Genomic DNA, 26,763 nt, shown 5'->3' with positions numbered 1-26,763 from the left:
TAGCCCGTACGATGTGCCCGAGGAGCGTGATGACTACCCGCCTGCGTCAAAAAGCGTCAGATCCATCCCGGCCACGCCCACCCGCCGCGGACCTGCCGGTCGTTCTCCTGGTCGGCATAGTTGCCGGGCTTCTGCTCGTCCAGGGTGTTGCCGCCGCACCCGCGGCGCCGATCGTTGTGGCGGCGAGCGACAGCAGCGCTGCAGCGGATGCGCACTACGTCTGCGACGGCCTCGACGACCAGGTGGAGATCCAGGCGGCGCTCGATGCGCTGCCGCCGGGCGGCACGGTCGTCCTCTCGGACGGCACGTTCAACTGTTCGGGCAGCCTCATCCCCGCCGCCGGAGCGACGCTTCTCGGGCAGGGGCCGGAGAATACGTCCCTCGAGTTCAGCCGGAACAGCCTCCTCAACGTCTCGGAGGAGCGGGTCACCCTGGACGGGTTTCACGTCCGGGGCTCGGGCTACGTGAACGCGAGCACGGATACGACCCTCGACCTCACCCGGTGGCACGGGGTGCTCACCGTCTACGCGAGCCATGCCCGGGTGTACAACGTCACGGGCACGGCGGACGCGAGCATCCAGGCGGTCTTCCTCCTGCTGCACAACCCGAACGTCTACGCCCCCATCCTCGAAGACGTCGAGTTCGTCGACTGCCGGGCCGCGGATACCGGGACCTACGGGTTCCTCCACAACGCCTGGGGAACTAAAAACACGACGATCAAAAACGTCCGGTACGAGAACTGCTCCGCCATCAACTGCGGGAGCGACGGTGCGTTCAACCAGTGGGTGACCGGGTTCAACTTTGCGGAGTTGAACGATATCGAAGGCCTCCGGGTGGCGGACTGCCTTGCGGAGGGCAACCTGGAGTCCGGGTTCCACTTCGAGTGGGACCCGGAGAAACGCGACTGCGTCTTCACCGACTGCGTGAGCCGCAACAACGGCCGGAAACCCTATCCCGACGACTACCTGGTGGGCGACCCCGACTTCTTCGGCGCCGGCTTCTACCTCCCGGGAGGGGAAGTGGCGCTGGTGAACTGCCGGGCAGAGGGGAACGGTGCGTTCGGGTTCTTCGTCATCAACCCGGAAGGCGTGCTCCTCTACAACTGCACCGAGAGCGAGACCGGCCGCAACTCGACCGCTGGCGGCTCCGTAAAACCCATATCTTACTGCATCCTCCAGTCCCTGCCCGTCTCGAAGAGCCCGTCCATCGTGATGGATCACTGCCGGAGCCTCGACTCCTACGGCTGGGGCCTCTTTGTCTGCGGCACGGAGAACGCGCTCATCAGGAACTTCACCATGACCGATCCGGCGGGTATCAACGGTGTAGGGGCGATGCTCGGGTGCCCGTCCGGCGAACTCCCGGTGAATTCGACGATCGATGCGGGCATCTCCGACTCGGTCATCGATCTCTCCGCGTCGGGCGACCGGCCGCAGACGCTGGTCTCCATCGTCAACAACAGAAACGTCGCATACTCCGGGACGATCGTCTCCGATGCTCCCCGGCCTGTGGCGGTCGAGTGGACGCTGGAAGGGGGTGCGGACCTGACGGATCTCAAGGTGCTGCCGGCCGGCGGTGCGGCATAGGTCCCCGGGGCGCCCGTGGTGCGGAAGGCTTCATGCGTAAATCCCTCGACCTCCAGAGCCGGCCGTTTTCTTTCCGGAATCCCCGGCGGAACCCTCCGGCGGGAGGGAGTCGGCTAAACCCTTAAATGGTACTTCCGTGCCATAGTGGGTGATCCGGGGTGGGAGGTGTCGCCGGGCTCTCGCGGCTCCGCACGATCCCCGGATAGCAGCAATAACGGGCAGGTAGTTCCATGTCGGCAGGACTGCAGCTGGGGACGAGAGAACGGCGCATCCTCATCGCCGTCGCGATCATACTCACGGTGATCGTCGCCGTCGTGCTGATCGTGCACTTTTACCCTCCGGTGCCGGTACCCCCGCCCCCTCCACCGGTCACCCCGATTCCCACGACTCCGGCGGTGCCCCCGGAGGTCGCCGGGCCGACGATCGTCGTTGCGGCAGGCGACAGCAGCGCTGCAGCGAAGGCCCGGGCCGATATCGTCTGCGACGGCACCGACGACCAGGCGGAGATCCAGGCGGCGTTCGATGCACTATCCTCGGGCGGAACGGTCGCCCTCCTCGAAGGGACGTTCAACTGCGCCGGGAACATCTACCCGGGTGCGAAGACCATGCTCTGCGGGGAAGGGGTGGATGCGACGTTCATCGAGTTCACCGACAACGGGCGGCTCCTCGTCTCCCGCGAATCCGTCACGCTCTACAACTTCCACGTCAGGGGCACCGGGTACCCGAAGACCGAGCCCGATCTCTGGCTCGGCGTGGTCACCATCTACGCGAGCCACGCGAAGGTCCTCGCCGTCGAGGGGACTGCTGATGCCGGCACCCAGGCGGTCTTCCTCCTGCTGCACGACCCGGACGTCTACGCCCCCACCCTCGAGGACGTCGAGTTCGTCAACTGCAAGGCCGTGGACACCGGGACCTACGGGTTCCTCCACAACGCCTGGGGGTCGACGAACAGGGTGATCAAGAACGTCCGCTACGAGAACTGTCAGGCGATCAACTGCGGCAGGTACGGTGCGTTCAACCCCTGGGTGACCGGGTTCGACTTCGCGGAGTTAAACGACATCGAAGGCCTCCGGGTGACGAACTGCCTCGCGGAAGGCAACCTGGAGTCCGGGTTCCACTTCGAGTGGGACCCCGAGAAGCGCGACTGCATCCTCACAAACTGCATCAGCAGAAATAACGGGCAGAAAGCCTACCCGACAAAGCCCTACCGCGAGGACGACCGATCCACGCACTACTTTGGGTGCGGCTACTACGCACCCCGCGGTGACGTCACCTTCATCAGCTGCTACTCCGAGGGGAACAGCCGGCACGGATTCTACGCGACGAACGGCGGCAAACTCTACAACTGTGTCGACCGGAACGTCGGAGCCGGGAAGACCGATTACCGGTTCGTCCAGCCGGCATCGTTCTACGCCGCCCCGACACGATCGATAGCCCCGTCTCTCGTGCTTGAGAACTGTTCGAGCATCGACTCGTACGGCTACGGCCTTCATATCGACCTCGCAAGCGATGTCCTGATCAAGAACTTCTCCCTGGAGAATCCGGCCGGGATCGATGGAAAGGCGACGAACCTCGGAGGATCGCAGGGGGGGCCGCTGTCTAACTCCGTGGTCAACATCTATGCATCGGGGGACAGGGCGGAGACGCTGATATGGGCAAGGAACAACGAGAACGTCGAGTATTCGGGCAGGATCGTCTCGCAATCGGCAAAACCGTTCGTGATCGAGGGCGATCGCACGCAGAACGTCCGGATCAGGGATATGGAGATCGTCTCCGCGAACCTCGCACCGTTCACCAACGGCGTCATCCTCACGAATACGGTTCCTGCCGGTGCGGTGACGTTTGAGAACGTGGCGGTCGTCTCGGGCTCGCTCTGATCGCCGCCCGTCTCCCGGATCACCGGTGCCGTATCCGGCCGGGGTGCGGCAGGGGGTAGTTGCCGCCGCGGTCGGCCGGGCGCGGGGTGTCGCACAATTCTGCGAGTTTTATATTAGTTACAGTATTATAATGGATATTCTGCCCCCGTTCATCCGTCAGGAATACCTCCGGGGATCCCCGGTCAAGGTGCGTATTCTGCGGGGCGTATGCGCTAAATTTCGAATTTGTATATATTACTTTTCGTCGGGGCATAAATTCCCAAAATGGTGGAAATAATCGATTATCTCTCTAATGATGGGTCTGTTTAAAATTCAAATCTTTTAAATCAGCCTATTTTATTTAAAAAACCTTTTAAAAGACGGCTGTCAGATAATGGAGTATCTCCCAAGAGGTGAGATAATGCGAGATAGACGGACAACGAAGCTTCTTATTGCAGTGTTCCTGATTGTCGGGCTCATCCCGATTGTCGGGGCACTCGAAGCGACTCCCACCACGATTGTCGCGGCAAGCGACAGCAGTGCAGCCGATAAAGCGGCGGCTGCCTACGTCTGTGATGGGGTCAACGATCACGTGGAGATCCAGGCAGCACTGAATGCCCTGCCGTCATCCGGCGGTGTTGTCCTCCTCTCCAGTGGTACGTACAACTGCGCAGGGATCATTTCTCCTAAAGCAGGCTCCACCCTCAAGGGGGAAGGTGAATCGGAGACGAACCTCGTCTTCACCCGCGACGGGCGGATCAACGTCGACCGCGAGTACATCACGCTGGACGGGTTCCACATCAAGGGAACCGGCTACAGCAGCGGTGTCAAGTGGCTCGGTGTGATGAACATCCGTGCAAGCCACGCGAAGATCCACAACATCGCGGGAACCGCTGATGCAAGCATCCAGGCGGTCTACCTCCTGATCCACGATCCTACCGTATATGCCCCGACCCTCGAGGACGTCGAGTTCGTCAACTGCAAGGCCGTGGACACCGGCACCTACGGGTTCCTCCACAATGCCTGGGGATCGACGAACAAGGTGATCAAGAACGTTCGCTACGAGAACTGCCAGGCGATCAACTGCGGCAAGTTCGGAGCGTTCAACCCCTGGGTGACCGGGTTCAACTTTGCGGAGCTCAACGACATGGACGGTCTTCGCGTGAAGGACTGCTATGCGGAGGGCACTCTCGAGTCCGGGTTCCACTTCGAGTTCGACCCGAAGGTGACGAACGCCGTCCTCGAGAACTGCACGAGCAACAACAACGGGCAGAAACCCTTCCCGGCGCGGGCCTACCAGCAGAACGACATGTCGACTCACTACTTCGGGTGCGGCTACTACGCCCCGAACTGTGACGTGACGTTCATCAACTGCGTCGCGGAAGGCAACTCCATGAACGGGTTCTACACGACGAACGGCGGCAAGCTCTACAACTGTGTCGAGAAGGACACCGGTGCCGGGAGAACCGACTTCTCCTACCGGGTGCCTGCCGGCTACTACAGTATCCCGAGCCGTTCGGTCAACCCCTCTACGGTGATGGAGAACTGCACGAGCATCAACGCGAACGGCTACGGCCTCCAGGTCGACCTCGCGAACAACGTGAAGATCCGGAACTTCCACCTGGTCGACCCGATCGGGTACAAGGGCAAGGGTTCCAGCCTCGGCGGCACGAACGGCCAGTTCGACAACTCCGAGGTGAGCATCTATGCGTCCGGCAACCGCGTGGAGACGCTTGTCTGGGCGAAGGAGAACGTTAACACCGTCTTCTCCGGTCAGATCGTCTCCGATGCGGCAAAACCGTTCGTGATCGAGGGCTACAGGACCCAGAACGTCCTCGTGAAGGACATGGAGATCGTCTCTAAGACCCTCCCCGCCGGTTCCCCCGGTGTGACTGTCGCAAGCACGGTTCCGGCAGGTCAGGCGACCCTCCAGAACGTGAAGGTGACGTCCACCGGCTCGCCGGCACCGACCCCGACCGTTCCCACCACCCCGGCTCCCTCCGGGAAGCCGGACCTTGTGGTGACCGACATCGCCTGGACGCCGGCGAAGCCCGCCTCCGGGGATGCGGTGACGCTGAAGGCAACGATCAAGAACCAGGGCGACGCCCCCACGCCTGCGGGCACCCGGCACGGCGTCCTCTTTACGTTCGATGACGGTGCCGCCGGCCCCGGGGTCTGGTCCGACGCCCACGCGGCATCGATCGCCCCCGGCTCCTGGGTCACCCTGACCGCGAACGGCGGTTCGGCCGGTGCAACCTGGACGGCCGTCGAGGGTACGCACACCGTGAAGGCCACCGTCGACGACGTCAACCGGATTGCTGAGTCGAACGATGCAAACAACGTTCGCACCGAGCAGATCGCGGTCTCGAAGGCCGCGTCGGGGTCCACCCCGACCCCCACCCCCACCACGCCGGCCCCCTCCGGGAAGCCGGACCTTGTGGTGACCGACATCGCCTGGACGCCGGCGAACCCCGCTACCGGGGATGCGGTGACGCTGAAGGCCACGATCAAGAACCAGGGCACCGCCCCCACGCCTGCGGGCACCAAGCACGGCGTCCTCTTTACGTTCGATGACGGCGCGGCAGGGCCCGGCGTCTGGTCCGACACCCACGCCACGGCGATCGCTCCCGGCGCGTCGGTTACCCTGACCGCGAACGGCGGCTCAAGCGGTGCAACCTGGAAGGCCGTCGAGGGCACCCACACCGTGAAGGCCACCGTCGACGACGTCAACCGGATTGCCGAGTCGAACGAGACCAACAACGTCATGAGCAAAGCGATCGTCGTCGGCACCCCCGCCCCCGTCAGGGGCGACCTCAACGGAGACGGCAACGTCGATTGGGTCGACGTGACGATCGCTGCCGAGATGGCGCAGAAAACAACGCCGTCCGACCCGGCTGCCGACGTTAATGGAGACGGCACCGTGGACTGGAAGGATGTTGCCCTGCTCGCCGACTTCTTCTTCGGCAGGACCTCTTCTCTCTAAAGTGTCTCCCGGGAGGAGCGGTTGATCCCTCCTCTCCTCCGGGTTTTGCCACGGGTGCCGCCCCTACCTTCTCTACAGTTGGTGGCGATAGTGGTTATGGACGGCGCTCCTCTCCGAATCCGGCGGGCATCGTCCGTTGCCGCATCGTGCAACACGGCCCTGAACGTTCTCTCCCGGAGGATCTCCGGCTCTCGCGGGGTTGGAGCGGCGGATACATCTATATAGGTGCCGACCGATACGGGCGGCCGAATGGCAGTAGCGCTCCCGAAGAATTTCAGTGAGGTCAGGCAGCACCTACAGCAGCCGCTTATCCGGAATTCGTTCTTTATCATGGCCTCGTCGTTCGTTGCAGCGGGGTTCGGGTTCTTCTTCTGGATGATCGCCGCCCGGTTCTACTCGCAGGCGGACGTGGGTATTGCAACCGCCCTGATGTCGTCGATGGGCCTCCTCATCCTCATCTCCCGCCTCGGTCTCGACCAGTCGGTGATCCGGTTCTTTCCGACCCGCGACAAGAACAGGGTGATCGGAACCGCCGTCCTCGTCCCTACGGCGGTTGCGCTCGGTGCGGGCCTCTTCTTCATCGCAACGGTCGACGTCCTGGCTCCCGAGCTCGCCATCGTCAGAACGATCGCGCCGCTCTACCTCGTCATCCTCGGGGCTTACTCCATCACCTGGGTCTTTGAGGGTGCGTTCAACGCCCTGCGGAAGTCCGAACACTACTTCGCGCTGAACCTGCTCTACGGGACGCGGATCCTCTTCCTCGTCCCCCTGGTCTTCCTCGGCGCGGTGGGCATCTTCGGCGCCTTCGGCCTCTCGTTCATCCTTGGTCTCGTCCTGGCTCTCGTCCTCCTTGCTCGGTGTTCCGTCCGGCCGACGCCGTGCGTCGACCGGGTCTTCCTGCGGGAGGCATGGCAGTTCTCCGCCGGTGCGTATGTCGCCGGGATATTGATGTCCGCCCCGAACATGCTCATCCCGATCATGGTGCTCAACGTGCTCGGGGCCGAGAGCACCGCCAACTACTACATCACCTACGCGATCGTCTCGATCCTCTTCATGATCCCCTACGCGTTCACGACCTCGCTCTTCGTCGAGGGGAGCCACGGGGGGGAGATGAAGAGGAGCGTTCTCCGGACGCTCGCGAGCATGTTCCTCCTGCTCGTACCCGCGATCATCGGCCTCTCCCTCTTCGGGGAGCAGATTCTCAACCTGATCGGCAAGGACTACGTCGAAGGGATGGCCCTGCTCCGCGTGCTTGCCGCATCCGCCCTCTTCGTCTCCATCTGCCAGACGTTCATATCCATCGCAAAGGTCAGAAACGATATCCGGAGCCTCGTCGTCCTCAGCGGTTTTATCAGCGTCGCCCTGCTCGGGCTCGGCTACGCCATGATGAACCGGTTCGGCCTCATCGGCATGGGATACGCGTGGCTCGCCACGTACGTCGCCGGAACGCTCCTCGTCGGCCTGATCCTGAAGAAGAAAGGGTGGCTATAATTTTTTTTGGATACGCTGCCGGGCCCGGTTCTTCACCGGTAGTAGACGGCGGAACCGGCGTTATCGTAGATCCGGTGGTGGCTCCGGATGAACCGGTCCGCACCCGTATACGTTGCCGTGGTGACCGCGTGCTCCTGCGTCTCGATCCGGATGCTCTCCCGCACGAGGTTGTACGTACCGAAGTAGAGGTAGGAGTTGGGCTCCAGCAGCGACGCATTTGCCGGAACGTACCGCTGGCTGCCGGGGTTGAACCCTAAGAGAAGCCACCAGCGTGTGCCGTCGACGTAGACCGGGCGCTCGTTCCCCTCCGAGAAGAGCCATACCGCTCCCTGCACCTCCCTGCCGTTGAAGACCGGTTTGTCGCCGGCGGTGTCGAGCGCCATCGACGTCGGGTTGTCGTCCATGACCTGGTAGAGGAGCCCGCTGTTGAAGAGGAAGAAGATGACGAGGAATACGGAGAGGGCCTGGTACGCCGTCCCCATGAACGGGGCGGCCCTGACTGCGCGTATCCACCCGGTCAACCTCTCGTACAGCGCTATGCCGCCGATGATCGCGAACGGGGCAAGGAAGATCAGGGTGATGTGGTAGAGCCTGCTGGTGTTGAGCGAGCTTGCGAAGAACGGGACGACGATGCCGGCTACGTTGATGAGCAGGAAAACGAGCGAGACGGCGAGATACTCGGGCTCGATGCGCCACCGCTCGCGTCTTGCGAGGGTTGCAAGCAGCCCGACGGCGATGAGGCCCTGGGTGGCGACATGGACGAGTTTCGCGAGGCCGTGGAGGGGCGTCGTCGACTGGCTGGTGAGAATATGCATCCCCTGGGCGGTTGTCGGGTTGAATGAGTCCATAAAGAGGGTGTTCCATATCTTGTCCCCGATGCCGGTGACGGTAGCGAGCGCCGTGCCTTCGGCGACCGTTGAGTACCAGAGGTAGACCAGGGCGGCGAAGATGATGATGTAGGGGAGGATGAGCGTCCTCACCGGTATCGTCCTCCCGCCGGTTCCCGGCGGAGCGAGGGGATCGTGCCTCAGGAGGGCGACGCCCCTGGCGAGCCTCTCCGGCAGCCGGGACTGCAGGCGCTCGGGAACGGCAAGCAGCAGCCATGCCGGAACGAGCGAGAAGAGGTAGATGTACGAGAGCCCGTAGTGCGAGACGATCATGGCGAACGCGAATGCGATCATGAGGAATGCCCGCTTCCCCCGGTCCATGGTCTTGTCGATCATCACGAGCACGGTCAGCGCGAGGAAGAGTTCCGCGATCTGCTGGCGGGCGAGGGAGATCATCTCCGTGTAGAACGTGAAGAACGAGAAGAAGAAGAAGATCGAGAGAAACCCTATCCTTGCGTCCGTCTGTTTCTCGACCGCCCGGTAGAGCCCGAGCGGCACGAGCGCGAAGAGAAGGGGGTAGACGATCTTGAAGATCCAGACGGGATCAAGATCGCATATGAGCGAGTAGATGGGGACGAGCGCGACGACGGAGAGCATCCCGTTCGTGTTATACGGGATGGCCATGTCCCAGAGCCCCGGCATCAGCACGCCGTTTGCGAGGTGAAGTTCGTGGTGGATGTCGTAACCCCAGACGTACTCCGATATCAGCGAGGTATGGTAGAGGAGCGACAACGCGATGGCGTAGATCCCGAGCGGATAGCAGGACTTCGGGATGAAACGGTCGAACCCGACGGCGAGACCGATGACGGCGATCAGGACGAGGAGCAGGAAGAGGAGCGTGACCATGTGGTAGTTGTCGCGCAGGTATGTCCCGATGATCGCGAGGAACGGGAGGAGTATCAGGAACGGTACCGCAGGAGAGGAGGGGACGGCGAGCCCGGGGCTCTCACCGGTACGCCCCTTATCCCTGGTGAGCGCGAGATAGAGCAGAACCTGCATGACGGCGACGAGTGTGAGGAGGAGGATCGGAAACGAGAACGGCCGCGTGTACCCGAGTACCGGGTATACGACGTTGGCGGTAAGGCCGGTGAGCATGACGAGTACAAGGCTCAGCCCGGCGGAGTAGAGTACCGTCTCGATCGTGCCGAGATCGTGGAGCCTGAGCGCCTTCAGCACGAGGACTCCGGGGAGGAAGGTGAGATACAGGAACGCCAGGCCCTCCCTTGCAATCGGTATGTAATACCCGACGAGATCGAGACTGACCACCCCGAGGAAGACGAACTGGATCGCCTGGAATGTCCAGAAGAACGTTCTGTTATCCCAGTCATTCATTCGGAGCGGGTTTCGAAGGTGCATGGTATCCCTTGTTCTGTCTCCGGCCGGCTATGTGTGAGCAGCGAGTCTTCTCCTTCGGTGACACCCGACGGGCCGCCTGCAGCATCGGTGCACCTACTCCCCGGCAACCTATTAATGTGTTGCGCCGGTTCGGGCCCTGTTGCGGGAGGAGGATGAGGTCAACGCTCGTTCCCGGCGGCAGGGGGGGTATCGGCGAACGCCTCGTCCGCGGGAACGTTTCCCCTCCCCCGGGCGGCTGCCAGCTCACTGTAGACAGCGAGGAGAGACCGTGCTATCGTCGACCAGGCCATGTCCGTCTTCAGTTTCGCGTAACCCCGCTCCCCCATGCGGCGGCACGCCCCGGGGTCCTTCAGCAGGCGGACGATCGCGGCTGCCAGCGCTTCCGGATCCCGCGGCGGCACGACGTAGCCGGTCACCCCGTCGTCGACGACCTCGGGCAGGCTCCCCACGTCGGTCACCACCACCGGTCGCCGGAACCCGTACGCGGTCGGTATGACGCCGCTCTGGGACGCTTCGAGGTACGGGAGCGCCACGACGCTCGCCTGCTGGAAGAGCCGGGCGCCCTCTTCGTAGGGTATCCGGTAGTTGTGGACCTCGAACGCGTCCCGGTCCGCCATCGCCTCCCGGTACCTGCCGAAGTCCTCGCCCGTTCCGGCGATGACGATCCGGGCGTCCGGGATCTCGTGGGTGATGAGCGGCTCCGCCCGGATCAGGCAGTCGAGCCCTTTGTAGCGGTGAATGCGTCCGAAGAAGAGAACCCGCCGGCCGTCGGGCTCCAGGTCGTCCCGCTCGAACTTCACGAACGGCGCCACTTCGTGCTCGCCGATGGGGATGACGTGCACGTTCTCTCCGCGGACGCGGTAGTTCTTCACCAGGGTCTCCCGGAGTGCCTCCCCGTGAACGAAGATCCGGTCGGGCATGGCCCGCGATACGAAGAGGGTGAGCCGGTAGAGCAGTGAACCTGCGTCAAGGAGACGGTCTTCACCGGGGTGCGGTTCGATGTCGTGAAACGTCGCCACCAGCGGGTACTTCCGGAGCATCGGGAGGAGCGGACAGAGCATGGGGTTGTTCACCTGGAAGTGGACGACGTCGGGTGCGAAGTCGTCGATTGCGGCGACGATATCTTTGAGCATCGGGTAGCACGACGGCCCGAACCTCCCGGCGTATCGCGAGTAGCCGAAGATGTGAACCTTCACGGCCGGGTCGATGCTCTCCACATACTCTTCCGACCTGTAGTCGGGGAGCAGCAGCAGCACTTCGGTGTGCCGGGCAAGTTCGTTTGCCATCTGGATGGTGTAGTCGTAGAACCAGAAGGTCAGGCACGCCACGCGCATAGGGGCCCTCTCTATGAGGATGCTGTATATAGAGATTGTGCCCTGAAGCGTCGTTTGACGGATGAACCCTGGTGGGGTCTGCGGAGAGCCGGCGGCATCCACCCGGCCGGCCGTTTCCCTCCCGGCGTATCCATATGGTATTCCTGCTCTATCGGGCACCCGCGATTCCCGATACGCGCAAGCGGTATGGAATCCTTGCCGTTTCACGCCGTCGCCTCGTAGCGATGGCCGGGGAGGCCGTGCCGTGCCGGCGCACGAGACCGAACTCCCATCCGTTCCGGCTGAAACCGTTTCGGGGAAGGGTCACTCCCGGCGAACGGTGGCGGGAAGCGCGAGTATTTGTAATCTTCGGTTTTAATCAAACTAGTTATATAATATCTTTTTGCAGGAAACGATCTCTGTTATGATGCCATGTCACCACAACAGATCGCATCGGTGCGGCCCATATTGCCGTTTAATCCCTCAGGTTAATTTTATTTTTACAATAAAATATATATATGGCGATTGCAAGACGGTAGTGATACCTCACAGAGAGGCTGAATGGCATGACAGACAGGCAGAATATACTGAGACTGGCTGCAGCACTTCTCGTGTGCTGCTTTGTTGCGGCACTCTCTCCGGTAAGTGCAGCCGAGTCCGCAAGTCCGGCCACGCTCACCGTGGCTGCAAGCGATAGCACCGAGCTGTCGAAGAACCAGGCAGACTATGTCTGTGACGGAGTCGACGACCAGGCCGAGATCCAGGCGGCGCTCGCCGCGCTGCCCGACGGCGGTAACGTCGTCCTCTCGGACGGTACGTTCAACTGCGCCGGCGTCATCGCGCCGCCGGCAGGCACGACGCTCTCCGGACAGGGTCCGGATGCAACGAACCTCGTCTTCACCAGCGACGGACGTATCAGCGTCGACAAGGAGTACGTGACCCTCGACGGGTTCCACATCGAGGGCAGCGGCTACAGCAGCGGCGTCAAATGGCTTGGCGTGATGACCATCCGGGCAAGCCACGCGAAAGTTCACAACATCACGGGAACCGCGGACACGAGCATCCAGGCGGTCTATCTCCTGATCCACGATCCGGCGGTCTATGCCCCGACCCTTGAAGACGTCGAGTTCATCAACTGCAAGGCCGTGGACACCGGCACCTACGGGTTCCTCCACAATGCCTGGGGGTCGTCCAACAAGGTGATCAAGGACGTCCGCTACGATAACTGTCAGGCGATCAACTGCGGGAGCAAAGGCGCGTTCAACCCCTGGATCACCGGGTTCGACTTCGCGGAGTTGAACGACATGGACGGTCTTCGCGTGACGAACTGCCTTGCTGAGGGTAACCTGGAGTCCGGGTTCCACTTCGAGTTCGACCCGAAGGTGACGAACGCCGTCCTCGAGAACTGCGTGAGCAACAACAACGGGCAGAAGCCCTACCCGACGGTGCCCTACAAGCAGAGCGACATGTCGACCCACTACTTCGGGTGCGGCTACTACGCCCCGAACGCCGACGTGACGTTCAAGAACTGCGTCGCGGAAGGCAACTCGCTGTATGGGTTCTACGCGACGAACGGCGGCAAACTCTACGACTGTGTCGACAAGGACACCGGCGCCGGGAAGACCGACTACACCCACCGTAAGCCGGCCGGCTACTACAGCATCCCGAGCCGTTCGACCGACCCCGCCCTGGTGCTTGAGAACTGCACGAGCATCGACTCGCACGGCTACGGCCTTCAGGTCGACCTCGCGAGCAACATCCGGATCGAGAACTTCGAGCTCGTGAACCCGGCAGGGATCGACGGCAAGGGTGCAAGCCTCGGCGGCACGAACGGCCAGTTCAGCAATGCCGAAGTTGACATCCACGCCTCCGGTGACCGGGTCGATACGCTCGTCTGGGCGAAGAACAACCAGAACGTCCAGTACACGGGAGAGGTAACCTCCGCCTCCGAGAAGGCGTTCCTGGTCGAGGGTGGCCAGAACGTCCGGACGGACGGTATGACGGTTGCGTCTGCCGGCGCGTAAACCGGTCGATACCATCGGGCCTGACGGCCCCGGTCCTAATCTTTTTTTAGTTTTGTACCGGCTGGAGGGCGGGTGGATGAGATACTCGGAGAATTTTGATAGTGCCGACCCGCTGTTCCGCCGGAGTCGCAACTCGAAGACCTTTGGCCTTCTCATGCTCCGGCCCTTTGGCCCATCGCAACTCGCACCTTCGGTGCTCGCACCATGGCGCTTCCAGCCAGTCGCGTTTCGGAACGTCATACTAATGAACCGTCGCACGTTCCGACAGTTTCACTCCGGCCGGTTGCATCCTGCGGACAGCCGTTTCAGTCGGAACATTGCATGCCCCGTGTACGGCTTTCGAGGGGCTATCGCCGCGAGGGGGGAATACTCCCCCCTCCCCGCGAGCCGCCTCCCCCGTATGGCGATAGCCACCACGGTCCACTGTTTCGGACTTTTTCCTCGCTTCGGCCTTCCGAACGCCCATCGCAACACCCACCTTCGGTGCTCGAACTCCTGTCCTACGGGCAGTCGTTCCTAACGGTGCTCACGCACCCGCCCTCCGGCCGGGTGCGCCTACAACGTATCCGGGGCCTTTGGTGTTGTCCCTTTCGAGACCCCCGCCGGCACACCTCCTTCCGCGCTCCCGGCAACCTTCGCGTAAAACGTCTCGATGTCGCGGACGATCGTCTCCCAGTTGTACCTGGTCCGGACGAGTTCTTTCGCCTGTTCCCCGAACCTTGCCCGCAACGCTTCGTCGGTAAGCAGGCGTCCGATGGCGCCGGCGAGGGCCTCCGGTGTATACCGGGTATTGAACCCGACGGTGTTGTCGATCCACCCGAGCAGATCCCCCTTGCCCGTCGTCACGATGGGTGTCCCGCAGAGGCACGCTTCGAGGAACGTGACCGGAAAACCGGTGAAGCTCGGCGTCACGAAGACGTCCGCGTCGGTGTACGCCGCCATCTTCTCCTCCTTGCTCACGAACCCCGTGAAGACCACCCGATCGTCGAGACCGAGCGAGCCGACCCGGTGCCTGAACTCGTCGTTGTGGCCCATGTCTCCACCCACCAGCACCAGGATGGCGTCGCCCTCCTCCCGCGCGACCACGGCAAACGAACGGATCAAGAGATCGATCCCCTTCGTCGGGTCGAGCCTTCCCAGGTAGAGCACGACCTTCGCAGCGTCGTCGATCCCCCATGCCGCACGAAACCTGCCGCGGGCAGGGAGGGAAGGGTACTCGGCGAGGTCGATGCCGTTCGGGACGATCGCCATCTTCTCGTCGGCAACACCCAGCTCGCGGTACCGCTCGGCCTCCGTCTCGTTGAGCGCGATAACTCCCGCGGCGCCGAGGATCACCGTATCCGACCAGAACCGGTCGAAGAGCCGCTTCATCCGTTTTGACCCCGTATCCTGCGGGAGCGCCCCGTGTGCCTGGAGCACGTAGGGTATCCCGTACTTCCTCGCGTAGTGCGAGGCGATGATGGTGAGCATGGTGCGGTGGTCGTGGATGTGGACAAGGTCGAACCCGGGAATCTCCTGCCTCGCGACCGCCGGCATGCGGTAGGGCATCACCGGCGGGGTCACACCCAGGGCGTATTTTCGTAAATTCTCAAAGTAATAGACGTTCATCCCGTCGACGGAGGTGACGCGATTCGTCGGCAGATCGTTCGGATAGATGCTCCGGTTCGTCGTGTAGACGGTGATCTCGTGCCCGTTCTCGTGCAGGGCCCGTGAGATATCGTATGCGACCCGTGCCACCCCGCCCGACTCCCAGAGCGGTTTGAAGAACGGGGTCACCTGCAGAACCTTCATGCCCGTCCCCCCGTGCTGCGTTCCCGGAACCGTTTCCGGATCAGGCCCGCGTAGCAGTTCAGACAGAACGGCGTGAAGAGCCAGACCCCGCACTCGAGCAGGGGCGCAAGACCGTGCTGCCGGATCCGGTAACGGTAACTCTCCAGGTTGTACTCCAGGTAGTCCTCGCCGATCTGCTCGAACCACCACTGGCGGGTGACGCCCCCGTTGCGCACCCTCTCGGAGCACTTCGCGATCCAGCGTTCCACCAGTTCCCTGGTCCGTCCCTCCGCCACCCCGGGCTGGAAGTCGCTGTTGATGACGCAGGGAATGGTCGTGTAATCCCGGATGCCGTGCCGGTCGAACTCCACCGAGAGGATCATGGTGCTGTTGATCCCCTCCTTGAAGATCTCGGTGTCGAACTGGAAGTTCCCGAGCGAATACGCGATCAGCCCGTCTTTGTACCGTTCCAGCCCCTGGATGGTATGCGAATGGTGCCCGAGGATCAGGGTCGCCCCGCTGTCGATGAAGGCGTGAGCGAGCCTGACCTGGTCGGGCGAGGGGTAGTAGGTGTTCTCAATCCCCCAGTGCAGGGAGACGACAACGTGGTCGGTGCGTTCCTTCAGCGCCCTGATATCTTCGATGACGTTCTTCTTCTTCAGTTTGGCGACGGTGACACCCGGCGGCGACCGGAACCTTCCGGTCGTGTATGCGAGGAAACCGAACCGGATCCCGCTCCGCTCGACGATCAGCCCCGGGAGTCTTTCATCGCCTCTTCCCCCTCCGACGTAGGCGATACCGCGGACCTCAAGCCCTTCGAGGGTCTTCTCAAACCCCTCCCGGCCCATATCGAGCGTGTGGTTGTTCGCCACGCTGAGGATGTCGAACCCGGCTTCTCTGAGGTACTCGCCCGCCTCCGGGGGGGTTGTATTGACCCAGCGTTTCTTCCTCTCGGTTCCGCTCTCGGAGAGCACCGTCTCCAGGTTCCCGAAGAGCAGATCTTTCCGCCGGAGTTCGTGCTGGACCAGGGCAAATGGCCTCTTGCCGTTCCTCATCCAGAGCAGCACGTCTCCGACCGCTCGCAGCCGCACCGATGTCACACCGCTCCTCCTGCGGAATCTTTGCCCGGGGCGGAAGATCCGGGCCTGCAACCGGTCTTCATCGTCGATCTGAAGGTCCCCACCCCCTCGAGCCGGATCGGTGGAACTCTGCCGGCATCTGCGAGAGATAGTATCATGCACGGGTAATCGTGAATACTGCCTTCCCTCCCCGATACGTTGAGTCCCTGACAGGCGATCCAAGGATATATATTTTGCCCTGATTATGACCTCCAGCATGCGTATCCCGACGCATACGGCTTTTCCGGGGCTCCCGAATCCCGTTGGGGCATGGTGCCGCACCGGTAACGGTGGAACTCGGGATGCCGAACCATTAACTGCTTGTGCACCGAGTATGTACTGGATCGCCGGGCGGCAGATGATGAGAGTTACCCCCACTGACCGGTGATGAAGCAGGGGACTGATGCCGCAACGACTCTTCTCTCCTCGAATATCCATCAGGCCGGTAGCGGGGTTTTTTCCGCGAAGGCGCAGGACAACTCTACTCGGAGTGAGCGGTCGGCATCGTCCAGAGCAGTCCGGTTCAGGCTGACTTCGCACCCGAGGCCCTCAGCGATCATGCATGCGATCAGGCTGCAGATCGAGCATGGACAGAGCATGCAGAACTCAGGGGACTCCGCGTGAAGCGAAGCGCAGCCTGAAAAGAGCAGATAGTTGTGCAGCGTGAAGATTACCCGATCACCTTCTCTCCGGATGTCCATCCACTCGGTAACCGAAAGAGTTTCCTCGCACACCTCGCGGATCGCTCCCATGAGCAGACTGTAATCCTTTGGGAGGGCGAGATCGCTGTCATTCTTTAGGTCATCCAGGAGGGGAGCTGCCAGGGGAGGGGTCAGGATGCCCGTGCTCCCGTTATGGTACGTGAATCCGCCGCCTTCAGCCGCAAAGGATCTGTAATCGGACCGGGTCGAAGTGAATTGCGTGACGCTCCCACCTTCGCTCTCCGGTGGAAGAAAAACCGCGGGCCCGGAGCCGCCCATGTCACGGATGATGTGGCCGAGGGTGGGGATGCCCTGCACGGAGAGTCGGCCGGCAAGCCGTGCATCTATGGGTTTATCTCCGCTGAGAGCGAAGAGAAAGCCTCCTCCGATGAAACAGGTCGCGCTCAGCATGAGGAACGGGCTTTGCATGTATTCCTGCGGATCGGTGAGTACGGCTGCAAGGATAAGCAGAGGTGCAAAGCCGATGAGGAGGTAGGAGCCGATTCTGTAATGGTTATACCCGTTCATTGTCATACCCGGTATCTAAGGGCAACTCGTTGGATAGGGAGTGGAACGGCCCTTGCATGCTGGTCAACTCAAGTATTCGATCAACTCCAGTACTCTCAGGATAATGATCAGACAAAAAAGCGCCGCACAAACAATTCCCATACGGTAGATATTGCGGATGTACCCCGGTTTTGAGAACACCGGGTGAATTAGGTAGAGAATGACGAAGAACCCTACAAGCGCGACGGCTATAAAATATTTTAAGTCCGAGCCGTAGGATATACCCATAAGGTTGCTCACGGTGAGCATCCAGACCATCAGAGCGATTGGTGCAATATCTCTTTTACGCATCGGTGGAACATGCCTGAAATCGTGGGTATTGCATATATTCCCTTCGGTGAGGCCCGAGCAGATCCCGGGGACGGTCTGCGGGTTTGATGGTGGCCCCACTACGCTATCACATCCCCCCATCCATGCTTCAGCCGCCTCTCATATTTCCCGGGAGGTTCTTGCAGGATGCGAGGCCGTCCCAAAAATATCTCCGAATCTTTCGGTATGCCCTAATCGGAGAGCTTACTCCCTAGGAATCTTCCATCTGAACCATATCCCGGGTATTGAGGGTGAAACGGCTTCCCATCGGGTGCCGCCGCTCGGGGGAGGGTCTGGGAGAGAACATCCGCTCGCACCCGGCGCTGCTCACGCTTACTTTCGGGGCTGCCCCAGGGGATATCCTTCAAATGTCCCGCTTTTCACTCTCATCTGCGGTTCTTTATTGCCGTTTGGATAGTCGATGCCAGGTTATAGACAAAATCCCTCCTTGCAACGCTATAATACGGCACCAAAATTGGATTGTACCCTGCCGCATGATAACTCAGGCGTTGTGTATTTCCATGCATCATATTGACCTGATGAAATCCCATCTTCTGCATCTCCTCAAGAAGACTGACAAATAAGAGCCGATTTGCCCCACTGTCCCGAAATTCCTGGTTCGAAGCTGCACTCCAGGCATATGCCCTTTTGTTATCCCAGATCCAGATGCGGGATGTTAAGATATTTTCAGACTCATCTCGTGCAACCCACATGCCGCCACATTTCTTTCTCTCAGTGAGGCCAAGCATGCTCGTAAAAAAATTCTCTTCAACTGGAGTATCCTGATCTTGACGATCAAATACTTGAGTAAGTAACTTATGATGCGTCGCAGCATCATTGAGTTTCTCAATATGCAAACCAGTATCTTCTGCTTTCCTCACTTCTCTTCGAACGCTCTTTGAAAATCTCTCAGAAAAATTGCCTTCTAAATCGATGTAATACGTATACGCCACACTTCCCTTCCAGCCGCGCCATAAACAGGGTCGAATATCCGCCAAATCCGGCGAGTTGGTTATGGTTATTGAAGAATAGCGATCTTCCCGGATGCTGTCACAGAGTGTATTGATGATGCCGTGTTGGACCAATTCACTTTCGCGCACTTTTGAGGTGTCCGGGCCCGGGAGGAGAAAACCTCCATATGGGGTGAGAGGTCCCGATGATACCGCATAAGAAACGACCCCGCCCCAGTCTTTTACAAACAGCGAACACCCACCTAAAAGTTCATCATTTTTAAAACACCCATAGATTTTGAGTTTACTCGAGGAGGCATCTGCAACCACCTGCAAGTAGTCGCTATTGTGAAAGATGGTTCCTTGAGGAGACTGAACAGCAAGTTCGTTCCACAAACCGTACTCATGGAACTCAAGAATTCTCGCTTCAAGGTCATTTGCCGTCATATCAATCTATCGGCAATTTCCGCCCCGCGTCGTCCCTTCCCCTTACAGTGTCGCGGAATCTTCTTGTAGATCTTCAGCCCCTCCTTCATGCAGGAATCATGCCGGAGAATGGGTGAACCCCCCATGGCAGGCTGCGCTCGGTTGTGTCGATGAGGCACCGGGTGAGCTCCCACGTTTTTCCGGCGTCGAGCCGCATATAACCATCGGATGTGCGGTCCATAACAGCAAGAGGGATCTCTAGGATATCAATCTCTCGGCCGGCCTTGAGGTCATAAACCTTGAAGGGATGGCACATCCCGCCCCTGAAACCGATGCCGTCGGCATACCCGATGGTGGCTTCGCAGCAAAACCCCGCTCGGCTGAGGTAGCCGACGACCGGCCGGCCGAGGACCGCTTCCAGCTGCTGCTTCTTGGCTGCGAGAGCGAGGAAGTAAAAACTCGACCGGGCGCCGCACCCCTCCTCAAGGGCCGTGATCTCCCGGAAGTTGAACCCGGGAAGTTCCTTCAACCGGAACTGCCGGGTGCCGGTGAGAGTTTTTGTGATCTCGCCGGCCTTCAGGGGCCGCAATGCATCACACCTTGGGAGCGCGACCGGTAAACCCCGTCGATACACGGGTGAGGCAGAGAGCGAACGGCTGGATATCGGGTCCTCGGAGTGGCAGCCCTGTGCTCGGCGAGGCGGTGTGAGGCCCGGGGCTCAAAGGGCTCACGGTGGTTGTTCACATCGTGGGGGAACCGGTCCCGGTCGTCACTGAATGTTTCACTGCACATCTCCGCATAGGTGAAGAGGCGTCATATCTGCGGGTTCTGCCGGAAGATCTCATGCATCTGCATGGTTGCCTTGAGGAAGAGGTTGTTGGTGGCGTTGATATTGAGTTCATCCCGTAATTCTCCAGTTCGTGATAGCAAATGCCGGGCGGATCAGGCCGAGGAACGAGGTCTCACAGCGTTCATATCGGGAAGTAATCTTCTTGAATGCCTCGATCCGGCTGGAGAACCGTTCGATGGCACTGCGCTTCTTGCAGAGTTCAGGATCGAACCAGACGCCCCTCCCTCGTTTCTGATGCTTCCGGAACCTCTTGCCCGGTATCCGTCTATAATTTTAGAACCCTCTCTGAGTGCAGGGCGAAACACATATAGCCCCTCCGGGATTGGATAGGAGACAAGGGAATCGCGTGGCAAGTTTCCTCAGCAATATCTTCAAACTGACAACGGGCACCGTGCTCGCGCAGGTCGTCGGCATCCTCCTCATCCCGGTAGTTACGCGGATCTACTCCCCGGAGTATTTCGGCGTCGCCCAGCTCTTCCTCTCTATTGCCGCGGTGCTCGTGGTCATCTCCTCCCTCTCCTACCATTATGTCATCATGCTGCCGGAGAAGGATGAGGACTCCATGAATGTCTCCGTGCTCTGTATCGTCTGTATCTTAGGCACCTCTGCCGCAGCCGGCGCTGTCTTCATCGGGTTTTCAGATTGGCTCGGGACAGTCTTTGAAACGCCGATGATCGCCGATTATCTCATATGGCTCCCGGTCTTCATCACCTTCAACAGTCTCTTCGTGATCCTGAATCGGTGGCTCTCCCGGAAGGCGAGGTACGGCGTACTCTCCAAGGGCATTGTTGTGAATTCGGTCTCGACACGAGTGTTCCAGATCGGAGGCGGGCTGTTCATCGCCTCCCCCCTGGGTCTTATCCTCAGTTCGGTGGCGGGTTTTGCTCTTGCCGATCTCTTCATGCTCTTCGGAACGCAGGAGGACGCCAGACACTTAAAATCCGTTACGGTGAGGCGGATGAGGGAACTTGCCGTCCGGTACAGGGAGTTCGCGTCCTATGGAACCGCAGGAAACCTTGCAAACAGCATGTCCTGGGAATTGCCTGCCTTCATGCTCGCCTACTTCTTCAACCCCACCGTCCTCGGCAACTATGCTCTTGCCATAATGGCAGTAAAACTGCCGATGGCGATGGTGGGAACAGCCATCTCCCAGGTGTTTTATCAGAAAGCGAGCGAGGAGATGAATCAAACCGGTGGTGTGAAGACCGTCGTCAAGGAGGTCCATACGCGGCTTATCGCCGTTGGTATCTTCCCCTTTATCATCTTCATCATCCTTGCCGAGGATCTCTTCACCTTTGTCTTCGGGGCGAACTGGCTTACCGCCGGTACCTATGCACAGATCCTCGCCCCCTGGCTCTTCGCAGTTTTCATTGTCTCACCGATTGCAACGCTGTTCGGAGTTCTGGAGAAACAGAAGACTTATTCATGTTTCGAGGTCATGACCCTATGTGCATGGGTGGCCATCTTCTCTGTCGTCGGCGCCTCCGGTAACCCTCTCTTAACCCTCGCTATCTTCTCCATCGGCGGCATGCTCATATGGGGAGCGAAGAGCGTCTACCTCTTGCGGGAATCCGGGGCTGGATCCCGGGACAGCATGCTCAGTCTGGTCCGGCACCTGCTGTTGAGCATCATCATCTCCCTCCCTCTTATGCTCGGGGTATATGTCGGGCTCCCGCTCTTACTCCTGTTTGGGATCGCAGGTATAGCCGCGGTTGCCTATTATCTCCTGATCTTCTTTACAGATCCCCTGCTTCGTAGCGAACTCATAGGGATGATCCAGGGTTCGAATCCCACAAAGCACACCGATTGGATGGAGCGGTTAGGTCTCTTTCGATAGCGGGCTTGAGAAAATTGTCCCCGGATCGGTCGGAGAGGGTGCCGGGATCATAGGGTAAACGGCGCCCGTAGAGTGTTAAGGACAGGTGCAACATGAAGTCAAGGGGGCTGCATTCCGCTCTTCTGCCACCATGCTTCAATCTCTTTGCAGCTTGTCATCCAGGCGCCCTTCTCGTGACCGTACTTCAGGATCTTCCGGTAGAACTGAAGCGACGTACCGGTCATGAACGTATTATGCCAGAGGATGGTGAGTACGCCGTTATGCCGTTCGACAGCATCGAGAAGGCGCTCTGTCTGAGTCCAGGCCTGCTCCGTGTTCAACCGCATGTAGGAGAGCAGTGTCTGGTCCATTATTGCGAGCGGGATCTCCAGAATATTCATTTCCTGGCTGGTATTCATGTTAAACGGCCGGAACGGGTGGCACATCCCGTTCCGGAACCCGATACAGTCCGGGTACCCGAGGGTGGTGTCGTATCGGAACCCTGCTTGTTCCAGCAGTTCCCAGGTGCCCGGCACCCGGAACTTGAGAAAATGATTTCGATATCCGTCTACCGTCCGATTCAGAACCTTTTCCAGGTGCCGCTTCTCTCTCCGCAGCTGCTCAAGGTCACGGCAGGCCTCGCATCCTCCGTGCAGCCCGATCTCCCACCCCCTGTCAAGGAGTGCACCCATCTCCTGTTCCAGATCCTCGATCGCGTATGCGTAGGTCCTGTCCCCCTCTTCAAGGGCCAGGAAATAGAAACTGGAGCGAGCTCCGTAGGACTCCTCGAGAGCGGCAATCTCGTTGAAATTCCATTCAGGATACTTTTTCGAGCGCAGTTGTGGGACGATCCGACCGGCACGGGCGAGATCCCTGTTCTTCAGTGCACTCAGGATCTCAAGGGTTTTGGATCGTATTGGCCTGTATACCGTGTCAATATCGTGTGTCAGGCAGATTGCGAATGGCTGTGCTTCCGGATATTCACAATAGTAGCCCTTTTCTGTCAACAACTGTGATGCCCGGGGTACGGATATGTCCCGGTGGCAACTCCTGTAGTACGGAAACCGGTCATACCGGTCACGGCTGCACGCATCGTACTCTTCCTTTCTGGTAAACAAGTTCCAGATCTCACTGTCCTGCCTGAGCAGATCTATTCTCTGCAGACGACTCCCTCACGCAGACTTGGAATGGAAGATATTATGCTTTTCCCCACCTCTCCCAAAAAATGGCAGGATATGGTAAAGCACGGCATCATGTCCCGTGTCCCATCATCGATCCGCACTGCTGTCGAGCACAGCCCGAAACGGTCATGAGACCCTGCAGGTTGCAGGTTCACCTGACGAGAAGCGATCTCCGGCTTCTATTTCAGCCTCATGCCGGCACCCGGATAACATGTCGGGAGGCGGAATCCGTACGAGATGCCTGATGGTGATGTGCGCCCCCGGCCCCGTTATTATGCACACGTGGAATTTGAAGGTCGGCCCCGCCCGGCAGAGAGGGTTTTAGGCGACTTCAGCCTTGAGTAAACGGTTACTGACACGGAGAACCGTGCCCGGGATAGAGTTGATGGCCAATGCGTCCGGGACGTTCGATTTACATTTTCAAGCCTTTTTACATCCCCTCGCACTGTCAGGCTCCGCTGTTTATTGGTTCTGTTCACGTTGGCTTCCACGATATATTTCTTTGAGTTGATAGAGTAATGAGGTAGTTTTAGAGAACAGGACTGCCCTCGAATATATCGGCAGGTATTCCGCTCCGAAATCTGTCTTTATTCGAAAACGGGCGTTGTTTGGATCCATATTTTGCCGGCCGAAGGAGACCTTCTGATATCCGTTGTCCCACGCCCAATTAAGCCCTTCCCAGAAGAGGGCGTAGGTGGGGTGATATGTGTTAGGGAGACTTCGATTCAGGGAGAGATACTGGAAATATGCTGTCTTGCTGGCGGGATGGACGAAGGTGAGCAACCCCCCGGCATACATATCCCCTTTCGATAACAATGTTACACGCATCTCATCCTGCGAATATGTTTCCAGAAGTTTCTGGAAAAAAGTGAAAGGCAGAATATCTGCGTTTATACGTATGAGGTTTTCAGCATAGTACCGATAAAACGTTTTCACATCTTCCTGTCGGCGGAGTTCACGGATTTCAAATCCCTTCTCATCGAACCTGCGAATAAACTTTCTCTGTCCTTTTCTGGCAGGGAAGTTTTCCCAGACACTGTCTGGTGATTTCTGCTGTAAGTCCAATACCATATTGCCTGTATTGTCGGTGGGATGATGGTTGTATCCTATATGGTCCAACAGCGTTTTATTATTCATATTCAATAAACAAAACGCGTACTTCGATGCGAACAGAGCGAGTATTTCATTCAGGTCTCGGGGATTGAAATCATGATCCAGCAGGATACTGTTGAATCCTGAGTAGGGGATAGGATCAAGCCCGTTTAGAAATACTATCGTGCGGTGCCTCAAAGGGAATATGCCGACTATCTTCTGCTCTTTCCAGAGGATCCAGTACTTAAGGTCGATTTTGAGTGCATTTTCCAGTGTACTCTTCCATTTTGTGGTATGGTAAAATGTCCCCTCCGGGCACCGGTTGTTAAACTCATCCCAGGCCTCCGCATTCTCCTCAGACAGTTCTTGTATGGAATAGCCCATGGAAGGGCCATTACCTTTCCAAATGTAAAAAAAACTTTCTATATGACACAATGTGGGGTATTAATGAGTAATGACGGTTTTTTGGCCCTGTGGAAAAACCTCGCCGGTGGATCGCACCTTCTCCCCATGTCGACTGAGCGGTATCGGGGGGCGGCTGAAGCCGTTCTACAGAGGCGGTTTTAACGATTGTGACCGTGAAGCAGCCGACATCCGGGACCGGCCCGAGCCGGCCGAACGGCTGCTCCGCCGGGGAGCAGGCTCTCTCGATGTCTTTGCCTCCCTGTTTCTCCTTGATCGGCAGAGGGCGGCCACGGGCAGCCCTGTGCACGGCCTTGCCCGTGGACGCCTGAGTTTTCACTCCGAAATAGTTTTTGTGCCGGTAAGCTAACCTTCTTTTCGAGAGATATCGATCCGGCGCTATGAAGCGATGCAGCGACTGTCTCGATCCGAACGGTCACATGGCTGTTTTTATTCATGAGGATGTGATGTTTGCATCCGGACCGGGATTTTGCTCCTGTTTCCGCCCGGGTACCGTCGCAGCGGAGCCGCCTTCGATGGTTAAGGCCTTGTGGTTTGGGTCGCCGGTGAGAATCATTGAGGTTATCCCAAAACACTGTTACCGGGAGGGGGACACCCCGTTCGAAGCCCTTCGGACTTCTCAAACTCCTTCCCCCGCACCCAGCGGTGCTCAAGCTCTGTTCCTCGCACCTAACGGTGCGATAAGCGATGGTCGGTAGAACCGGAGCTCGAGCACCGGAGGTGCAGTTCCCAACGGAAAGCCGTTTCACCCTCAATACCCTGGATATGTTTCAGATGGCAGACTCCTAAGAAGTAAGCGCTCTGATTAGGGTATGGCGAAGGTTCGGAGACCTTTTTGGGACGACCTCATTGGCAACCATACTCCGTTGAAAAAAGGGTCGATTGGAGATATAGAGTATTTGAGAGAAAATGATTTGAAACTCTTTTCAGTTATCATTCAGTACACCGCCCCGTTTCGAATCAGGGGTCAGAGTTAATTCCTGGACCCTGTATTGTTCTCCGCACGTATCGGGAATCATACCTGCAGCAAATGATTTATATACTATGCCGACCTGAATCCTGCCAAATCAGGAGTTTAGGCCGGTCGCGCTGCTGGATGAAATGGAACAATGTGATTTGAATCTTGCGCCCTTTCCGGAAATAGTCCATGATATGCCGGTAAAATCCTGATAATTGCAATGGATGGATTTAAGTGTGTGACTGCTGGTCGGTGGTGTCCAGGAGTTAATTTCTTGGTAAAAGTAACGGGGGGAATATGAACCAACGTGCAATACCCTGTACCTTCATGGCTCAGGAGGTATACGGATTTACGCGGCCGTCATATGTGTTCCGCATGCAGAGAGCATGGAATGATTCTATCAAGGCTCCTCTGGTACCTATTGTTAAACAAGTTCCATACGTCGCTCCATTATGGAGGCAAGTTCAGCCGATACTTTCACCTTTAAGCGACGACACTTGCAGCACAAATCGACCAACTGTTACCCAAAAGGAGGTTATGCCTGTGGAAGAGGTACTCGATCTGCAACCCGGTGAATTTGTCCAGGTCCGGTCTTTAGAAGAAATACGCTCCACGCTTGATGAGAATGGGAAATACAAAGGTCTGCTCTTCATGCCGGAAATGGAGGATTTTTGTGGGAAAAAATGCCGCGTATTTAAAAAAGTAAGGTCAATCACCCTTGAATCTAACGGTGAAGTAAGAATATTAAGGAGTCCTACGGTTTTTCTGGAGGGGGTCTACTGCGATGGGAAGAGGCACAGTGATTGCGACAGGTCGTGCTTGCTTTTCTGGAGGGAAGCCTGGCTGAAGCGGACTGAACCCTGAATCCTTCCACTTCTTCCGTACTCCCGGTATACGGCTTTTGTGGCCCCTTCGGCGGATCGTTGAAAAGCCTGCCTGTTTTGCTGCCGGAGCGTAGTGGAAAACGCCGCCCTGTGTAGAGGCGAGTGCCGCGGCAATGGCCTTCCCGCCAGGCTGGCACGCCCTCATGTCCATAAATTAACCGGAGTTGTGAGAAGCACGTTCGGATTGCCCCCGGTGATATCGGTACGGACTTCCCGTGTGGTTAT

17 protein-coding genes are annotated in these 26,763 nt (G+C 58.8%); 7 read left to right on the top strand and 10 right to left on the bottom strand.

Features of this window, described 5'->3' with window-relative positions; translation table 11 throughout:
- Positions 1-29: 29 nt before the first annotated feature.
- From L21_RS10625 to L21_RS10610, 4 genes are all read left to right on the top strand, one after another.
- A complete protein-coding gene (locus L21_RS10625) occupies positions 30-1,583 on the top strand; it encodes a right-handed parallel beta-helix repeat-containing protein (protein WP_178377723.1) in 1,554 nt (517 codons plus the stop codon).
- A 230-nt stretch (positions 1,584-1,813) separates the two neighbouring features.
- Positions 1,814-3,460 carry a hypothetical protein gene (locus tag L21_RS10620; protein WP_074370451.1) on the top strand — a complete coding sequence of 549 codons (1,647 nt, stop codon included), beginning with the start codon at positions 1,814-1,816 and terminating at the stop codon, positions 3,458-3,460.
- A 400-nt stretch (positions 3,461-3,860) separates the two neighbouring features.
- Complete coding sequence (locus L21_RS10615) at positions 3,861-6,422, top strand: CARDB domain-containing protein (RefSeq protein ID WP_074370450.1); 2,562 nt, start codon at positions 3,861-3,863, stop codon at positions 6,420-6,422.
- Positions 6,423-6,671: 249 nt separating this feature from the next.
- Entirely contained in the window at positions 6,672-7,913 is a 1,242-nt protein-coding gene (locus tag L21_RS10610) for a lipopolysaccharide biosynthesis protein (protein ID WP_074370449.1), read from the top strand.
- 32 nt (positions 7,914-7,945) lie between these two features.
- On the opposite strand, the gene L21_RS10605 is transcribed toward L21_RS10610, so the two are convergent.
- Positions 7,946-10,132, bottom strand: coding sequence for a DUF2206 domain-containing protein (locus L21_RS10605; RefSeq protein ID WP_256713048.1), 2,187 nt, complete (start codon positions 10,130-10,132; stop codon positions 7,946-7,948).
- Between the two features lie 182 nt (positions 10,133-10,314).
- On the bottom strand, positions 10,315-11,490 hold the full coding sequence (locus L21_RS10600; RefSeq protein ID WP_074370447.1) for a glycosyltransferase family 4 protein: 1,176 nt from the start codon (positions 11,488-11,490) through the stop codon (positions 10,315-10,317).
- Between the two features lie 545 nt (positions 11,491-12,035).
- On the opposite strand from L21_RS10600, the gene L21_RS10595 reads away from it, so the two are divergent.
- Positions 12,036-13,493, top strand: a complete 1,458-nt coding sequence (locus tag L21_RS10595; RefSeq protein ID WP_074370446.1) for a right-handed parallel beta-helix repeat-containing protein — start codon at positions 12,036-12,038, stop codon at positions 13,491-13,493.
- A gap of 555 nt (positions 13,494-14,048) precedes the next feature.
- On the opposite strand, the gene L21_RS10590 is transcribed toward L21_RS10595, so the two are convergent.
- The 6 genes from L21_RS10590 to L21_RS10565 all read right to left on the bottom strand — a co-directional run bounded on the left by L21_RS10590 (position 14,049) and on the right by L21_RS10565 (position 19,923).
- Entirely contained in the window at positions 14,049-15,284 is a 1,236-nt protein-coding gene (locus L21_RS10590) for a glycosyltransferase (protein WP_074370445.1), read from the bottom strand.
- Positions 15,281-16,363: a CapA family protein gene (locus L21_RS10585; RefSeq protein WP_074370444.1), complete on the bottom strand. Its 1,083-nt coding sequence runs from the start codon at positions 16,361-16,363 to the stop codon at positions 15,281-15,283. The genes L21_RS10590 and L21_RS10585 overlap by 4 nt, the downstream gene beginning before the upstream one ends.
- Before the next feature lie 455 nt (positions 16,364-16,818).
- Complete coding sequence (locus L21_RS10580; RefSeq protein WP_074370443.1) at positions 16,819-17,616, bottom strand: DUF7982 domain-containing protein; 798 nt, start codon at positions 17,614-17,616, stop codon at positions 16,819-16,821.
- A 57-nt stretch (positions 17,617-17,673) separates the two neighbouring features.
- Positions 17,674-18,039: a DUF8044 family membrane protein gene (locus tag L21_RS10575; protein ID WP_143727281.1), complete on the bottom strand. Its 366-nt coding sequence runs from the start codon at positions 18,037-18,039 to the stop codon at positions 17,674-17,676.
- Between the two features lie 305 nt (positions 18,040-18,344).
- On the bottom strand, positions 18,345-19,355 hold the full coding sequence (locus L21_RS13610) for a GNAT family N-acetyltransferase (RefSeq protein ID WP_083608962.1): 1,011 nt from the start codon (positions 19,353-19,355) through the stop codon (positions 18,345-18,347).
- Positions 19,356-19,440: 85 nt separating this feature from the next.
- On the bottom strand, positions 19,441-19,923 hold the full coding sequence (locus L21_RS10565) for a polysaccharide deacetylase family protein (RefSeq protein WP_074370440.1): 483 nt from the start codon (positions 19,921-19,923) through the stop codon (positions 19,441-19,443).
- A 550-nt stretch (positions 19,924-20,473) separates the two neighbouring features.
- On the opposite strand from L21_RS10565, the gene L21_RS10560 reads away from it, so the two are divergent.
- Complete coding sequence (locus tag L21_RS10560) at positions 20,474-22,021, top strand: lipopolysaccharide biosynthesis protein (protein ID WP_083608960.1); 1,548 nt, start codon at positions 20,474-20,476, stop codon at positions 22,019-22,021.
- 98 nt (positions 22,022-22,119) lie between these two features.
- Here L21_RS10560 and L21_RS10555 read toward each other — a convergent pair whose 3' ends face one another.
- Positions 22,120-23,007: a polysaccharide deacetylase family protein gene (locus tag L21_RS10555; RefSeq protein WP_256713042.1), complete on the bottom strand. Its 888-nt coding sequence runs from the start codon at positions 23,005-23,007 to the stop codon at positions 22,120-22,122.
- A 636-nt stretch (positions 23,008-23,643) separates the two neighbouring features.
- Positions 23,644-24,657, bottom strand: coding sequence for a GNAT family N-acetyltransferase (locus L21_RS10550; protein WP_074370437.1), 1,014 nt, complete (start codon positions 24,655-24,657; stop codon positions 23,644-23,646).
- 1,540 nt (positions 24,658-26,197) lie between these two features.
- On the opposite strand from L21_RS10550, the gene L21_RS10545 reads away from it, so the two are divergent.
- Positions 26,198-26,518: a hypothetical protein gene (locus L21_RS10545; RefSeq protein ID WP_143727280.1), complete on the top strand. Its 321-nt coding sequence runs from the start codon at positions 26,198-26,200 to the stop codon at positions 26,516-26,518.
- The last annotated feature ends 245 nt before the right edge of the window (positions 26,519-26,763 follow it).

This window comes from Methanoculleus chikugoensis (assembly GCF_900095385.1).
In the GTDB taxonomy this organism is placed as follows: Archaea; Halobacteriota; Methanomicrobia; order Methanomicrobiales; family Methanoculleaceae; genus Methanoculleus; species Methanoculleus chikugoensis_A.
The sequence above is the reverse complement of the archived record's forward strand: the minus strand, read 5'-3'. Positions and strand labels throughout refer to the sequence as shown.